The sequence below is a fragment of the Prosthecobacter sp. genome (genome assembly GCF_044232965.1).
Taxonomy (GTDB): Bacteria; Verrucomicrobiota; Verrucomicrobiia; order Verrucomicrobiales; family Verrucomicrobiaceae; genus Prosthecobacter.
In genome coordinates this window covers 28,747-44,084 of record NZ_JBIIKX010000026.1, presented here as the reverse complement: position 1 = coordinate 44,084, position 15,338 = coordinate 28,747, and the positions used below count along the sequence as shown (strand labels likewise).

The 15,338-nt window shown below is 61.1% G+C and carries 8 protein-coding genes and 1 pseudogene; 8 read left to right on the top strand and 1 reads right to left on the bottom strand.

The features are described 5' to 3' along the window. The first annotated feature begins 14 nt into the window (after positions 1-14). Entirely contained in the window at positions 15-1,466 is a 1,452-nt protein-coding gene (locus ACILSI_RS12875) for a Gfo/Idh/MocA family protein (RefSeq protein WP_395722287.1), read from the top strand. 6 nt (positions 1,467-1,472) lie between these two features. Here the strand turns inward: ACILSI_RS12875 and ACILSI_RS12870 are convergent, their stop codons facing one another. Then, positions 1,473-2,852, bottom strand: coding sequence for a DUF1501 domain-containing protein (locus ACILSI_RS12870; RefSeq protein WP_395722286.1), 1,380 nt, complete (start codon positions 2,850-2,852; stop codon positions 1,473-1,475). Between the two features lie 54 nt (positions 2,853-2,906). On the opposite strand from ACILSI_RS12870, the gene ACILSI_RS12865 reads away from it, so the two are divergent. From ACILSI_RS12865 to ACILSI_RS12835, 7 genes and pseudogenes are all read left to right on the top strand, one after another. Continuing rightward, a complete protein-coding gene (locus tag ACILSI_RS12865; protein ID WP_395722285.1) occupies positions 2,907-5,168 on the top strand; it encodes a PVC-type heme-binding CxxCH protein in 2,262 nt (753 codons plus the stop codon). Positions 5,169-5,260: 92 nt separating this feature from the next. Continuing rightward, positions 5,261-8,362 carry a DUF4838 domain-containing protein gene (locus tag ACILSI_RS12860; protein WP_395722284.1) on the top strand — a complete coding sequence of 1,034 codons (3,102 nt, stop codon included), beginning with the start codon at positions 5,261-5,263 and terminating at the stop codon, positions 8,360-8,362. Positions 8,363-8,401: 39 nt separating this feature from the next. Continuing rightward, a complete protein-coding gene (locus tag ACILSI_RS12855; protein WP_395722283.1) occupies positions 8,402-10,138 on the top strand; it encodes an exo-alpha-sialidase in 1,737 nt (578 codons plus the stop codon). Between the two features lie 56 nt (positions 10,139-10,194). Next, entirely contained in the window at positions 10,195-10,986 is a 792-nt protein-coding gene (locus ACILSI_RS12850) for a sialate O-acetylesterase (protein WP_395722282.1), read from the top strand. Positions 10,987-11,033: 47 nt separating this feature from the next. Continuing rightward, positions 11,034-12,440 carry an alkaline phosphatase D family protein gene (locus tag ACILSI_RS12845; protein WP_395722281.1) on the top strand — a complete coding sequence of 469 codons (1,407 nt, stop codon included), beginning with the start codon at positions 11,034-11,036 and terminating at the stop codon, positions 12,438-12,440. Between the two features lie 192 nt (positions 12,441-12,632). Next, on the top strand, positions 12,633-14,831 hold the full coding sequence (locus ACILSI_RS12840) for an NADP-dependent isocitrate dehydrogenase (RefSeq protein WP_395722280.1): 2,199 nt from the start codon (positions 12,633-12,635) through the stop codon (positions 14,829-14,831). After that, positions 14,809-15,003 (top strand): annotated as a pseudogene (locus tag ACILSI_RS12835) (LuxR C-terminal-related transcriptional regulator); the annotation flags it as partial. The gene ACILSI_RS12840 and the pseudogene ACILSI_RS12835, both read left to right, overlap by 23 nt. Positions 15,004-15,338: the final 335 nt, after the last annotated feature.

Genomic DNA, 15,338 nt, shown 5'->3' with positions numbered 1-15,338 from the left:
GTATGACTCGCGCCATGAACACGCCCGCCACCTCTCGCCGCCGCTTTCTTCAAACCTCGCTCGCCGGAGCCGTCTCACTGCCTGCCTGGGCCGCGCCGCTCGGTGCGAATAGCGATGTGCGTGTCGCCGTCATCGGCTTTCGCGGTCGTGGCGGCGGTCACATCAAAGAACTGCTCAAAGTCTCCGGCGTGCGCCTCGTGGCATTGTGCGATGTCGATTCCGCCGTCGTGGACAAGAAGGTCGCCGATCTCGACAAGCAGGGCATCAAGGTGAAGACCTATCGTGACTTCCGTGAGTGCTGCGCGGACAAAGACATCGATGCCGTCACCATCGCCACACCGAATCACAGCCACGTTTTGATCGCGCTCACCGCTTTGCAGCATGGCAAGCACGTCTATGTCGAGAAGCCAGTGAGCCACAACCTCATCGAAAGCGCCAAGCTCATGACTGCGTCCACCAAAGCCGCCGCGAAGGGCCTCATCGTGCAGCATGGCATGCAGCGCCGGTCCGACGAAGGCTGGGCCAGCGCCATGCAGTGGGTCAAAGAAGGCCACATCGGCAAGCCCAAGCTCTCCCACGCCCTCGTTCACGGACTGCGCCTGAGCATCGACAAAGTGGACGGCCCGCAGCAGCCACCTGCCACCGTGGATTACAAGCTCTGGTCCGCTCCACGGCCCGAACTGCCGATCATGCGGAAACAATTCCACTACGACTGGCACTGGCAGTGGCCCTACGGCGGCGGCGACATCGGCAACCAGGGTCCGCATCAATACGACGTGGCCCGCTGGGCGCTCGGCGATCCCGACACACTGCCAAAGCGCGTCATGAGCTTCGGCAACCGCTGGGGCTATGTGGATGACGGTCAGAGCGCGAACTGCCAGATCGCCTTCCATCCGTATGAGCCCGTACCGCTCATCATGGACAAGTTCGGCCTGCCCATGCGCAACCTTGATCCCAAATCCGGCGAACCACCCTACAAAGGCCTGCGCACCGGCAACATCATTCACTGCGAGGGCGGTTACGTCGCCGAATCGAAGGCCTACGACAACGCGGGCCAGGCCATCATGAAGTTCGAGAACTTCCTCACCGGCCCGGACCACATGAAAAACTTCATCGACAGCGTTCGCGCCGGAAAATACACCAAGGACGTGCTTCACATCCGTCACGGTCATGCCGCCGCCTGCCTGTCTCACCTCGCCAACGTCTCCTACCGCCTCGGCAAGGCCATGAAGAACGAGGAGATCAAAGAGCGTCTCGAAGGTGACAAGTTCGGCCAGGAACTCTATGCCGAGTTCCTCAAAAACCTCGCCAACAACGGCATCGACACCCAGGAAAAACAAATCATCGCCGGCCCCTGGCTCGACTTCGATCCCGCCACAAACCAGTTCGCCGGCCAGTTCGCCGCCGAGGCCAACAAACTCTGCCAAGAGGAATACGCGGCGGGGTTTGAGCTGCCGGAGGTGTAATACCTCTCAAACCAACTCCCTCAACGGCGCGCCCTGGTCCACGATGAAGTTGGGTCTGCCCTGATGATCCATGTAAGTCGCGTCCAGCGGCACGCCCATGTGTTGGTAGATCGTAGCGGCTAGATCTCCAGGAGTCACCGGGCGCTCTTCAATCTCCGCGCCGTCTTTCGTGCTCGCGCCGATGACCTGGCCGTGACGGAAGCCTCCACCGGCGAGGCTCATGCTCATCACGACGGGCCAGTGATTGCGCCCGTCGGTGCTGCCTTGGGTGCCGAGATTCGGCGTGCGGCCAAACTCGCCCATCGCGATGACGAGCGTGTCATCGAGCATGCCGCGCTCGCGCAGATCGCTCACCAGCGTGGTGATGACATGATCGAACACCGGCAGCAGCGGGCGCAGGCCGTTCCAGATGCCGCCGTAGGGCGGGATGTTGTCGCCGTGATTGTCCCAGGTGCCGGAGGCGCCGTGATTGCTGAGGTCGATGGTGACGAAGGATGAGCCACGTTCGACCAGACGACGTGCGAGCAGCGCTTGTTTGGCCCAATCATGCTCACCGAAGCGGTCGCGCACCTTTTTCGGCTCCTTTTCCAAATCGAAAGCCTCCTGCGCACGACCTCCCGCGACGATGTCGAAGGCCTTTTGGCCGAACATGTCCATCGCGCCCATCATGCCGCTCGCATCGATGTCCGCGCGCAGGCCATCCATTTGCCGACTGAGCGTCTGGCGCGCGTGCAGGCGGTCCATGCTGAGGCCGGAGGGCAGTTGGAAGAGCTTCGTGGCGTTGTTGCCATCGAACGGATCATACTGCGTGCCGAGGTAGCCGCCCCAGGCCACGTGCGAGCGCGATTTCATGTTCAGCACGACGTAGGGCGGCATCGCCGGATGATTCGCGCCGTGATGCTTCGCCACAATGCTGCCGAAGGAGGGGAAATACTTCGCCTTCGGGTTCGTGCGCGGCTCGTTGGCCAGATTCGCGGTCTGCATCACCATGTTCGGCTCATGATTGCTGAATCGGCAATCGACCGAACGGATGAGCGTGAACTGGTCGAGCATCGCCGCCTGCTTCGGCAGAAATTCGCAGATGCGCACGCCAGGCAGTTTGGTCGGGATCGTCTTGAAAGGCCCGCGATTCTCGATGGGCCGGTCCGGCTTTGGATCCCAGGTGTCGATCTGCGACGGCCCGCCTGTCATCCACAGCAGGATGACGGCTTTGTTGCTCTTTGTGACCTTTCCTTCTCCGCGCAGCTTCATCAGCCCCGGCAAAGTGAGGCCGCCCAGCCCCGCGAGGCTTGTCTTCAATACGGAACGTCGTCCATGCACGACCACGCCGTCCCGCACGCGTGGGTTCATGAAGGTGAAGGCATGTCCGTGATCGTGCGAGGCCATGCGAGTCATACGGGACCGATGAAACAGCTTTGTCAGCGCCGCTGTATTCTGCGCATGAGAATTCTCCTTCTGGCCCTGCTTGGTTCCACTCTCTTGGCCGAAATCCCCCGCCCTGACGATGCGCAACAGCCGCTCTCGCCCGCTGAAAGCGCGAAGCTCTTCCAACTGCCCGCCGGTTATTCCATCCGCCTCCTCGCCAGCGAACCGCTCATCAATGAGCCGAGCGGCATCTGCTGGGATGACAAAGGACGCTGCTTCGTCTGCGAACTGCATGGCTACAACGTCGAAGGGCAATATGACATCGACGAGTTGAACAAAAGCGGCCAGCTCGACCTGGAAGTGCGCCGCATCCAGGCCAGCGAGGAGGCCAAGAAAAAGGCCGAGGCCGAAACCTACGGCACCGTGAAGCTCCTGCGCGATACCGATGGCGACGGAGTCATGGACAAAGCCATCGTGTGGGCGGATCGCCTACCGCCGTGTTACGGCATCGCGACAGCGAATGGCGGCATCATCGTCGCCTGTGCACCGCACATCGTTTTCCTCAAGGACAGCGACGGCGATGACCAAGCCGACGTGAACGAAAAGATCTTCACCGGCTTTGGCACCGGCAATCTGGAGCGCGGCATCAATGCACCGACCTGGGGACCGGACGGCTGGCTTTATTTCGGTCGTGGCTGGGCCGGAGGTGAGATCACCGGGCCGCATTTGCAAAAGCCCGTCACCCTTCCCGCCACTGACTTCCGCATTCGCGCCGATGGCAGCGCCATCGAGCCCGTCAGCGGTAGCACGAAGACGATGGGCATGGCCTTCACCGACAGCGGTGAGCGCTTCACCTGCACCACCACGCATCCCGGCCTGTACGTCACGCCCATCCCATGGCGCTACCTCGCACGGAACCCCGATGCCGCCGCGCCCGTGCTCGACTCTCCCGCCAGCGAGGACACCCGCGTCTATCCCATCTCCAAACCGCATCCCTGGCGCACCAAGCGCGAGCAGCATGCCGAATACTTTGCCTTCTACCGCAAGATCAGCCTCAGCGACGCCGCCGCGTCCGGCTACTTCACCAGCGCCTGCGGACCGCTCGTCTGGCGCGGCCAGTATTTCGTGTGCGAACCCGCGCAAAACCTCATCCACCGCGCCGACATCGTGCGCGATGGCACGCGACTGCGTTTGCAACGCGTGAAGGGTGAGGAGCAGCGCGAATTCCTCGCCTCCCGCGACGCCTGGTTCCATCCCATGAGCCTCGCGCACACGCCTGAGGGCCACATGGCCATCGTCGATTTCTACCGCGAGATTATTGAGGACTACTCCGCCATCCCGCGACACCTCCAGCAGCAATACGGCGTCATCAACGGCCGTGATCGCGGCCGCATCTGGATTCTCGAAGCGAAGGACAAATGGCAAAAGCCACCACTGAGTGCCACCGACGCGAAAGTGCTGCAACTCCGCCAAAACGACGACACTTCAGGGCTGCGCCTCGAATTCGGTTTCGCGCCTCAGCTTGCCCTCCAGCTCGCTCTGAGTCTCGGGCCGCGCAAAGACGATCTCGCCACTCTTGCGCGAATCTATGGCCACCTGCGCTGGATGGACGCCGCCATCGCCTGCTCGGCTCACAAGCTCGAAAAAGACCTGCTGCTCGCCCTCGCCTCCGATGTGGGAAAGAGCGAACCCGTCATGGCAAACCTCGCCGGCATCATCACCGCACGCGGAGACGCCAAAGAGATCACCGAATGCCTCGCCGTCGTCAAAACCGGCAAAGCGCACGAGATTCTGCAACTCGGCCTCGAAGACACCAAACCTCTCGCGAACGCCGTCGAAGTCCCCGTGCCCACAGCGCCCACCCCCGAGCAAAACGCCGCGTGGGAAAAGCGCGTGCCCGCCATCCTCGCAGCGTTGAAACAGAAACCGAATATCGACGAAGGCAAAACGCTCTTCCAAGGCATCTGCGGAGCCTGCCACAAGTCCCACGGCATCGGCTCCACCGTCGGCCCCGATCTCGACGCCGAGTTCCAACGCGCCCCCGAGGTCATTCTGCGCGACATCCTCTTCCCCAGCGAAGCCGCCCGCCCCGGCTACGAGACCATGATGGTGAAAACGCATCGCGGCGAGACCCTGCTCGGCATCACCGCCTCCGACTCGCCCACCAGCATCACCTTGAAGCTCCCTGGCGGCCTGGAACGCACTGTCCTGCGCAAACGCGCCGAAATCCGCGCGGTGAGAAATGTGTCCCTGATGCCTGCTGGCCTTGGCGATGCACTAAAGCCCGAACAGATCGCGAACATCATCGCGTTCCTTCGCACACAGGCTGCCCCTTGATTGATCCACTCGGAAGACAAACTACAACGGCTGCAGAATCCACACGCGTCTTGCCAACGTGCCTAACTTCTGCGCAATCTGACCCAATCCTCATGAAGTTTTGCATTTTTATCCTGGTCGCCTTTTCCAACCCGCTTGGCGCCGTTGACAGCTTCCTCGTCGAAAACGGCCAGCCGCGGGCGGAGATCATCATCAGCGACAAGCCCACGCGCATGTCCCGAGTCGCCGCGCATGAGTTTCGGCAGCAGATCGAGAAAATCAGCGGCGCACGGCTGCCCATCGTCACGCAGCCTTCAGGGGATGCGGTCAAAGTTTTCATCGGAGCCAGTGCGCACTCGCCTGTGAAGGCGGAGGGGCTCAAAGACGGCGCGTATCGAATCGCCAGCGGCGCGGACTGGCTGGCGCTGATCGGCGATGACGCGGACTTTGAGCCGGTGGGGCCGTTTGCACGAAACAATGGCGACATCCCACGAGCGCAGGCCGAGTGGGAAAAGATCGTCGCCGCGCCGTATGGGCTGCCGAATCCCGGTTTGTACAAGCACCGCACCAAAATCACTCTCGGCGGCGAAACGATGGAGATCTGGGGCCTTGATGAACGTGGCAGCTTCAATGCGGTGACGGCGTTTTTTCAGAAGCTCGGCGCTCGCTGGTATCTGCCGGGCGAACTCGGCGAGGTGTTGCCGACGATGAAGACCATCGATCTGCCCAAGTTCGATGAAACGGTGAAGCCGGACTTCGCGCTGCGGCAGTTCAATTTCCGCTTTGCCACCTGCGGGCCTGACACATCGCTGTGGGCCATGCGACTCGGCATTCGCAACGACGAGCGTCTGCAAATCGCCCACGGCATGGCGAACATGACGAACCGCGAGGAAGTCTTCGCGAAGCATCCCGACTGGTTCGCCATCTACGGCGGCAAGCCCGACTTCAAGCCCGGCGACTCTAAATGTCAGCTCTGCTACTCGAATGACGAACTCTTCCGCGAGACCGTGCGCTATGCGCGGGCGCTGCTCGATACCTTCCACTTGGAAAGCGTCTCCATCATGCCTCCCGATGGCTACACCTCCATTTGCCAATGCGAGAAGTGCAAAGGCAAGGACTCGCCCGAGCGCAACGAGCGCGGCTTGCTCAGCGATTATGTCTGGGACTTCGTCAATCGGGTGGCCAAGGAGGTCGGCAAAACGCATCCGAACGCGAAGGTGCTGAACTGCGCGTATGGCGTCTATACCCTGCCGCCGCTGAAGATCGACAAACTGGAGCCCAACGTGCTCGTCGGCATCGTCGGTGGTCGCCGACCGATGAACAAAGCGGGCAACAAAGCCGAGGGCGAGGCCGCGCCGGAGGCTCTGCGTGCCGCGTGGGCTGCAAAGACAAGCAACCCGATCATCAACTTTGAAAACTACCCGTTCACCGATCGCGGCTGGTATCTGCCCGCTTTTGCCGCGCAGTCGATGGGCGACACGGTGAAGGCAACCCAAGGCCTGTCCCAGGGCGAGGACATCTGGCTCACCGTGCGTCACGACTTCGACAAAGTCGCCACCGGCTTCAATCACTTCCTCGTCTATTTCACTGCCCGCGCTTACTGGAGTGGCTACGATCCCGCCGCAGCGCTGCGAGAATACTGCCGCCTGTTCTACGGCCCCGCCGAGATCGATATGTTGAGCTTTTTCAACTTCTGCGAAGCCCACTGGAAGGTCATGGACGAGGACAAAGCGAAAGCCGACGAAGCGCTCGCTCTTTTCGACAAAGCAAAGGCCAAAACCGATGCCGCGAGCGTCTTTGGAAAACGCCTCGCCCTCATCGACGACTTCCTCAAAGGCCTGCGCATGAAGTCACAGCAACTCGGTCAGAAACGCGGCCCCGTGCCCACTGTGCGCCTCGTCGGCGATGCGAAGGACATCGTCATCGATGGCAAACTCGACGACGAATACTGGCAAAACTGCCCCGCCGCCGCCACGGGCAAGTTCAGCGAGCTGCAAACCGGCCGCGTGCCCACCTTTGGCACCACCTTCAAAGCTGGCTGGCAGGGAAACAGCGTCTGCTTTGCCATCCGCTGCGCCGAGCGCACCGGCGAGAAGCTCAACATCGCCGCCACGCGTGAAGACGATCAAGCCATCTGGTATGGCGACGCCATCGAGATCGAACTCGCCACCGAAACACACTCCTACTACTCCATCGCGATCAGCCCGAACGGTCACATCGTCGATCTGGACCGTGGTGCGCCACGCGGTCAGTGGTTCACTTGGGATTCCAAGGCGGAAGTCGCCACCCACATCGCCGATGATCATTGGACCGTCGAGATTCGCATCCCCGTCACACAGGATGAAAACGATCCGCTGCATCAAGTCATCGGCCGCAAGCCCACGCAGAGTCTGCCCTGGCACATCAACCTCTGCCGTCAGCGCATCCGCGAAGACGGCCAGGAGCACAGCGCCCTCTCCCCCACTGGCGTCGAAAACTTCCACGAGCCACTGAAGTTCGCCCACTTCTATGACGGCAAGTCGCACGTCTTCGACGCCGACCCCAGCGTCACCGACTTTGTGATCGGCTACCGCGATGCCACACAAAAACGCAAAGCCGCAGGATTCCTAGCCCTCGCCGAAGGCAAGATCACCTACTTCCAAAAGTCCGCAGCGCTCGAACAAGCCTCCCTGCTCGACCGCAATGCCTCCTTCATTGACCAGATCCCCATCGAAGCCGTCCGCAAAACCGCGCAGATGCAAAACCTGCTCGCCAACTACAAAGCCATCGAAGTCGTGAAGCAGTTCGCCAACGAAGACATTATGAGGTGGCCCTTTTGGAAACGCGGCGACGGCTTTCATGCTCGCGGCCGCGCTTACTTCATCACCAAAGCCGGCGAAAAAGCCGAAACCGACCTCCGCGCTGCTTTGGAGTTCACCAGCGATCTCCGCCAGCGTGAATCCATCTTGCTCGTCCTCGCCCAAAACCGCGAAACCAACCTCAACAACGACGAAACAGCTCTCAAAGCCTACGAGGCCATCCTCGAAGGCAAAACCCGCCTCGGCGGAGCCGATGAGTTTTCTGCGTTGCAAGGCATCGCCCGCATCCAAACCCGTCGCAGCAAATTTGATGAGGCCCTGAAGACGCTCCACCGCGCCGAGCCAGACAAGCTGCAAGGCGTGTGGAAGACGAACATCCTCAAATCCATTGAGGTGGTGAAGCAGGCACAAAAATAGTCGGACAGGTCGGCTCTGCCTGCGGCGTCTGATTCTGGCATGAAACCGCTTCTCTTCCTCTTGTGTGCTGCGTCAGCCTTCGCTGCTGATACGCCCACGCTTCATCCGAAAGCCGCCGCGCTGCCCTTCACGCATCAGGGACCGTTTGTCACCACGGCGGATGGCGGCGTGCTCTGCATCGACTCCAAGAACGCGCTTCGCAGCACGGATGGCGGTCGCACCTGGACGAACGCGCCGCTGTTCTCAGATCCCGCCAAATTCAATGTCAGCAACGAAAGAGCTCTGCTGCGCACGCGTGAGGGTATTGTCATCTCCGCATGGATGAATGGCGCGGAGCGCAAGCAGCCCAAAGGCTGGCGATGGGGCGAGAAGGATGTGAGCTGGAAGGAATTCATTCTGCCCACCTACACTTGCCGCAGCACTGATGACGGCAAGACCTGGGAGGCACCGGTGAAGCTCAGCGATCCATGGTGCGGCTGCATTCACTCGCTCATCCAGATGAAAAGCGGCCGCCTCGTGCTCGTGGGGCAGGAAATCATTCCCGAGTGGCGGCATGCGACGGTGATGTGGGCTTCGGATGATCTCGGCAAAACGTGGCAGCGCGGTGACATGCTCGATTACGGCGTCGGCACGCATGATCACGCGGGTTCGCTGGAAGGCAGTGTCATCGAGCGCAAGGACGGCTCGCTCTACCTGCTGCTGCGCACGGAATCGGGCTTCTTGTGGGAAGCCACCTCGCGTGATGGCTTGAAGTGGGACGGTTTGAAGCAAACGACGATTCAATCTGTCACCTGTTGCCCGCAGATGGCCCGCCTGGCCGATGGCCGCATCGCGTTGCTGTGGAATGCGCCGCCACGTCACGATCCGAGTAGCGGATCGAGTCGCTCGGAGCTGTCGCTGGCCTTTTCCAGTGATGAAACGGCCACTTGGTCAAAACCGGTGATTGTGGCGGCAAATTATGTGCCGGGCGGGCGTGTGTCGTATCCCTACCTTTACGAGCGCAAGCCTGGCGAACTGTGGATCACCACGATGCAGGGCGGCCTGCGGATGAAGATCAACGTGGCCGATCTCAGCGCAGCCGAAATTCCTGTCTTTGTTCCTCCGCCCAAAGCACAGCCAAAGCCCGGCGGCATCGTCATGTTTGGCGATTCCACCACCGCGCCACGCGGCAGCGTCAAAGTCTATGCCACGCGTGTCGAGATCGCGTTGCAAAGCATCGGCTCCTCGCTCGGTGTTCACAACGCGGGTATCCCCAGCAACACCACGGTCCAGGCCCGCAAACGCCTCCAAGAAGACGTGCTGCGGCACAAACCACGCGTCGTGGTGATGCAGTTCGGCATCAATGATTCCGCCGTGGATGTGTGGCGGAAGCCGCCGATGACCGAGCCACGCGTCTCGCTGGAGGGTTTCATCGAAAATTACCGCGCCATGATCGCCGAAACGCAGAAGCAGGGAGCCAAGGTCATCCTCATGACCACCAACCCGCTGCGGTGGACCTCCAAGCTGCGCGAACTCTATGGCAAGCCGCCTTACAACGCCGATGCCGAGGACGGCTTCGAGTCGCTGAATCTCACGCGCTACAACGACGCGCTTCGCAAGCTTGCGGATGAGATGAAAGTATCGCTCGTCGATGTCCATGCTGCTTATCCGGCCTTTGCTGCCAAAAACAAAACGACCGTCGAGGAGATGCTGCCCGATGGCATGCACCCTGGAGATCTCGGGCACCAACTCGTCGCGGAGTTGCTTGTTCCTGCGATTCGTGATGCCGTTCGCTAATTCTTTTCGCAGAACGCTGCCAGCGTTGTCGTTCAGCTCCAACCCATAGCCCTATCATGATCCGCCACCTGCTCCCCCTTTGCGCCGCTCTGCTTTGCACCCTGGCCACCGCTCAAGAAACATCGCTGCCTGCGAAGGACAAATTCCACCTCTTCCTGCTCGTTGGGCAGTCCAACATGGCCGGGCGCGGTGTCGTGGAGGCGCAGGATCAGACACCGCATCCGCGTGTGCTCATGCTGAGCAAGGAGGGCCGCTGGGTGCCTGCGATGGATCCCCTGCATTTCGACAAACCGAGCGTCGGCGTCGGCATCGGCAAGACCTTCGGCCAGCTCATCGCCGAGGCGAACCCCGGCATCACCATTGGCCTCATTCCGTGCGCCGTCGGCGGCTCGCCCATCGACACCTGGAAGCCCGGCGTGTTTTATCCCGCGACGAAAAGCCATCCCTGGGATGACATGGCGAAGCGCGCCGCGCTCGCCCTGCCCGCAGGCACGCTCAAAGGCATCCTCTGGCATCAGGGCGAGAGCGATTCCCTGCCGGAACTCGCCCCGGCTTATGAGGCAAAGCTGCTCGATCTCATCACCCGTCTGCGTCAGGAGATGAAAGCACCGGAGATTCCCTTCATCGCCGGGCAGATGGGCAGGTTTGATGACATGCCTTGGACGCCGGAGAAGAGCATCGTGGATCGTGTGCATCAGGACTTGCCGAAAAAAGTGCCGCACACGGCTTTTGTGGGCTCGGAGGGCCTCAAGCACAAAGGCGACAAGATTCACTTCGACGCCGCTTCCTATCGCGAACTGGGGAAACGCTATGCCAGGGCGTTTTTGGACATGACCGCGAAGCGCTGACCCAAACCGGCCGAAAGACCCTGTGCAGGGCGTCGGTTCAAGGAGGCATGAAAGCCATCCTCGCCCTCTGCCTGCTCACCAGCGCCGCATTTGCCGACATCCATCATGCCCAGGGCGAGATGGCCGGTGAAGTCACCGCGACCTCGGCCTTCCTTCAAAGCCGCCTCACGGCCATTCCCGGCCCCGTTCTCGATGAAGGGGGCGATGTTCCCGGCAAAGAAGGCGTCGCGTATTTTGAGTGGAGCGAGTCGGCGGACTTTGCGCAGCCGACACGCAGCAAGTGGTCCGAGGCGAAGGCGGATCACGACTTCATCATCCGCAGCAGCGCGAGCAGGCTCAAACCCGGTACGCTTTATCATTACCGCCTCGTTTTCGGCGAAACTCGTGAGACCGCCAAGTCTGGCCCCACTCGCAGCTTCAAGACACTGAGTGAAAGCGGTCCCGTGAGCTTCTGCATGGCCAGTTGCATGAACTACCACGCCTTCATGCACGGCAAGGCCAACGGCGGCGGCCCCGTAACTGCGACGGAGGAGGACAAGCAGCTTGGTTATCCCGCTTTCGCGGCGATGGCGGCTTTGAAAGCCGATTTCTTCATCGGCACCGGTGACATCGTCTATTACGATCATCCCGCGAAGCCTGCGGCACAGACGCTGCCGGAGCTGCGGAAGAAATGGCACGAGCAGTTCCGCTTTCCACGCATGATTGAATTCTTTGCTCGCACACCGGCCTTCTGGTCGAAGGACGATCACGACTTCCGCTTCAACGACGCCGATCTCGGCGGCAAGAAGCTGCCGGAGCCTACCACCGGCATCGAAATCTTCCGCGAGCAGATGCCCATCTTCGATGAAGAAGATCGCGTCACGCCGACCTACCGCACGCATCGTGTTCACAAGCATTTGCAGCTCTGGTTTGTCGAAGGCCGCGATTACCGCTCTCCCAATCAAATGCCCGACGGTCCTGAAAAGACGATCTGGGGCCGCGAGCAGCGCGAGTGGCTGCAAACGACGCTCAAAGCCAGCGATGCCACCTGGAAGGTCATCATCACCCCCACGCCGATGGTCGGCCCAGACCGCAACAGCAAGACGGACAACCACACGAATCTTGCCGGCTTCAAACAAGAGGCAGACAGCTTCTTCCGGTGGCTGCTCGACAACGGCCTGGACAACGTCCTCACCTTCTGCGGCGATCGCCACTGGCAGTACTACAGCATTCACCCGCTGGGTGTGGAGGAGTTCTCCGTCGGCGCCTTGAACGACGAAAATGCCATCCGTGGCGAAAAGCCAGGCGGCAAAAACACCACCGACCCGGAGGGCAAAATCCTGCAACCCTACATCTATGACAAACCCACCGGCGGCTTCCTGCACGTCCGGATCGGCGACGACGTACGGCTGGTGCTCACTCACCACGACGACCACGGCGTGGTAATGCACCGCGCTACCAAGAGGATGCGCTGAGGCGGTCAGGTTCGTCAAGAAGTCAAGGCTTCGCCGTCAAGATGATCAGGAAGGTGCTTCGGCCTCCTTTGCACCCAGCTTGACTTCCTTGACCCTTTGACGCGCAGCACTTCACCTTCCCACGCGAAGCACCTTGACCCGCTCCCCCCGCTTTTTAACTCTCAGGCTCTCAAAATTCCGTCCCCTGCCCCCATGTCCGCCAAAATCATCTACACCCTCACCGACGAAGCCCCGCTCCTCGCCACTTATTCGCTGCTGCCCATCGTGAAGGCCTTTACCAAGGCGGCGGGCATCGAGGTCGAAACGCGCGACATCTCCCTCGCCGGCCGCATTTTGGCCCAGTTCGGCCAGCAGGACGATGATTTGAGCTACCTCGGCAAACTCTGCCTCGAGCCCACCACGAACATCATCAAGCTCCCGAACGTCTCCGCGTCGCAGCCACAGCTCAAGGCCGCTATCGCCGAACTTCAGGCCAAAGGCTACAAACTCCCCGATCTGCCCGAAAACCCGCAGACCGACGAAGAAAAGGAGATCAAAGCCAAGTACGCCAAGGTCATGGGCAGCGCCGTGAATCCCGTGTTGCGTGAGGGCAACAGCGACCGCCGTGCGCCGAAGGCCGTGAAGGACTACGCCAAGAAGCACCCGCACAAGATGGGTGCTTGGTCTGCCAACTCGAAGACTACCGTCGGCACCATGGGCAAGGACGATTTCTTCTCCAACGAGAAATCCGTTTGTGTGCCAGCAGCCACGGAAGTGAAGATCGAGTTCGTTGGCAAGGACGGCAGCACCAAGACCCTCCTGCCTAAGCTCGCCCTCAAAGCCGGCGAGATCATGGATGCCACCAAGCTCAGCAAGAAGGCCCTCGTCGCCTTCTTCGAGCAGCAAATCGCCAAGGCGAAAGCCGATGGCGTGCTCTTCTCGCTCCACATGAAGGCCACCATGATGAAGGTCAGCGATCCGATCATCTTCGGCCACGCCGTCAGCGTCTTCTTCAAAGACCTCGTCGCCAAACACGCCGCCACGCTCGCCGAGATCGGCGTGAACTTTAACAACGGCTTCGGCGACCTCATCGCGAAGCTCGACAAGCTGCCCGCCGACAAAAAAGCCGAGATCGAGGCCGACATCCAGGCCGCCTACGCCAGCGGCCCTGCTTTGGCCATGGTGAACAGCGACAAAGGCATCACCAATCTCCACGTCCCGAGCGATGTCATCGTCGACGCCTCCATGCCCGCCATGATCCGCGGCGGTGGCAAGATGTGGGACGCCGCCGGCAAGGAGCAGGACACGCTCGCCGTCATCCCGGACAGCAGCTACGCCGGCATCTACCAGGCCACGATCGACTTCTGCAAAAAGAACGGCGCTCTCGATCCCAAGACCATGGGCAGCGTGCCCAATGTCGGCCTCATGGCCCAGGCCGCCGAGGAATACGGCAGCCACAACAAGACCTTCGAGGCCCCCGCCGACGGCGTCATCCGCGTCACCGACACAGCAGGCAACGTGCTCTTTGAACACGCCGTCGATCAAGGCGACATCTGGCGTGCCTGCCAGACGAAGGACGCCCCCGTGCAGGATTGGGTGAAGCTCGCCGTCAAACGTGCCCGCGCCAGCGGCGTGCCTGCGATCTTCTGGCTCGACAAAGCCCGCGCCCACGACGCCCAGATCATCGCGAAGGTCGAAAAATACCTCAAAGATCACGACACCAGCGGCCTCGACATCCGCATCATGACACCCGCCGATGCCTGCACGTTCTCGCTCGAGCGCATCGTCAAAGGCGAAGACACCATCTCCGTCACCGGCAACGTCCTCCGCGACTACAACACCGACCTCTTCCCCATCCTCGAAGTTGGCACGAGTGCGAAGATGCTCTCCATCGTCCCGCTCATGAACGGCGGCGGCCTCTTCGAAACCGGTGCCGGCGGCTCCGCTCCGAAGCACGTGCAGCAATTCTGCGAAGAGAACTACCTCCGCTGGGACAGCCTCGGCGAGTTCTTCGCCCTCGCCGCCTCCTTCGAGCATCTCGCCGACACCTTCAAGAATCCGAAGGCCAAAGTCCTCGCCGACACCCTCGACGCCGCCAACGGCAAGTTCCTCGAAAACGACCGCAGCCCCGGCCGCAAACTCGGCACCATCGACAACCGCGGCAGTCACTTCTACCTCTGCCTCTACTGGGCCCAGGAACTCGCCGCCCAAACCGCCGACGCCGACCTCGCGAAGACCTTCAAACCCATCGCCGAGTCCCTCACCACCAACGAGAGCAAGATCGTCGCCGAACTCCTCGCCGTCCAAGGCCAGAAAGCCGACGTCGGCGGCTACTACAAGCCGGATAACGCCAAAGCCGATGCCGCGCTCCGCCCGAGCGCCACGCTGAATGGGATCTTGGCGGGGGTTTGATTCCACTTCGAAATCTCTACTGAATAAAGACTACGGCCTCACTCCAAGCGAGATGGACATCCTTAAGCTCCTTGTGACCGGCAGCACCATCAAAGACGCCGCCGCACAGTTCGGCATCGGCTACTGCACCGCCGACGAATATATCCGCAGCGTGTATGTGAAACTGCAGGTCCGCAGCCGCGCCATCGCGAAGGCGGTGAACCATCAGCGTGACGATGCGCGTGATGTCGGACTCCAGCGCGGCGCGTTGTTCCGCAGGCAAATCCTCAGCCTTCGGCGGCATCTCGTCTTTATCGACCCGGTCATGGATGCGAATCCAACGCTCGCGCGTCGTGTGATCGGCGAGATCAAACTTCAGCGCGGTACGATCGAGGCTGCCCTTGGCGGTTTCTTTGTCGTGGCACTTGATGCAGCTCTGCTCGATCTGCGGCGGCTTGGCCGCGAGCCCCAGCGGGACAAGGCAAAGGAGAAAAGTTCAGGCTCACATGAAAATCGGGCCTGCCACTA

Coding starts and splice junctions, on each gene's coding strand:
- ACILSI_RS12875 (WP_395722287.1), top strand. CDS start 15: ATGAACACGCCCGCCACCTCTCGCCGCCGCTTTCTTCAAACCTCGCTC.
- ACILSI_RS12870 (WP_395722286.1), bottom strand. CDS start 2,852: ATGGCCTCGCACGATCACGGACATGCCTTCACCTTCATGAACCCACGC.
- ACILSI_RS12865 (WP_395722285.1), top strand. CDS start 2,907: ATGAGAATTCTCCTTCTGGCCCTGCTTGGTTCCACTCTCTTGGCCGAA.
- ACILSI_RS12860 (WP_395722284.1), top strand. CDS start 5,261: ATGAAGTTTTGCATTTTTATCCTGGTCGCCTTTTCCAACCCGCTTGGC.
- ACILSI_RS12855 (WP_395722283.1), top strand. CDS start 8,402: ATGAAACCGCTTCTCTTCCTCTTGTGTGCTGCGTCAGCCTTCGCTGCT.
- ACILSI_RS12850 (WP_395722282.1), top strand. CDS start 10,195: ATGATCCGCCACCTGCTCCCCCTTTGCGCCGCTCTGCTTTGCACCCTG.
- ACILSI_RS12845 (WP_395722281.1), top strand. CDS start 11,034: ATGAAAGCCATCCTCGCCCTCTGCCTGCTCACCAGCGCCGCATTTGCC.
- ACILSI_RS12840 (WP_395722280.1), top strand. CDS start 12,633: ATGTCCGCCAAAATCATCTACACCCTCACCGACGAAGCCCCGCTCCTC.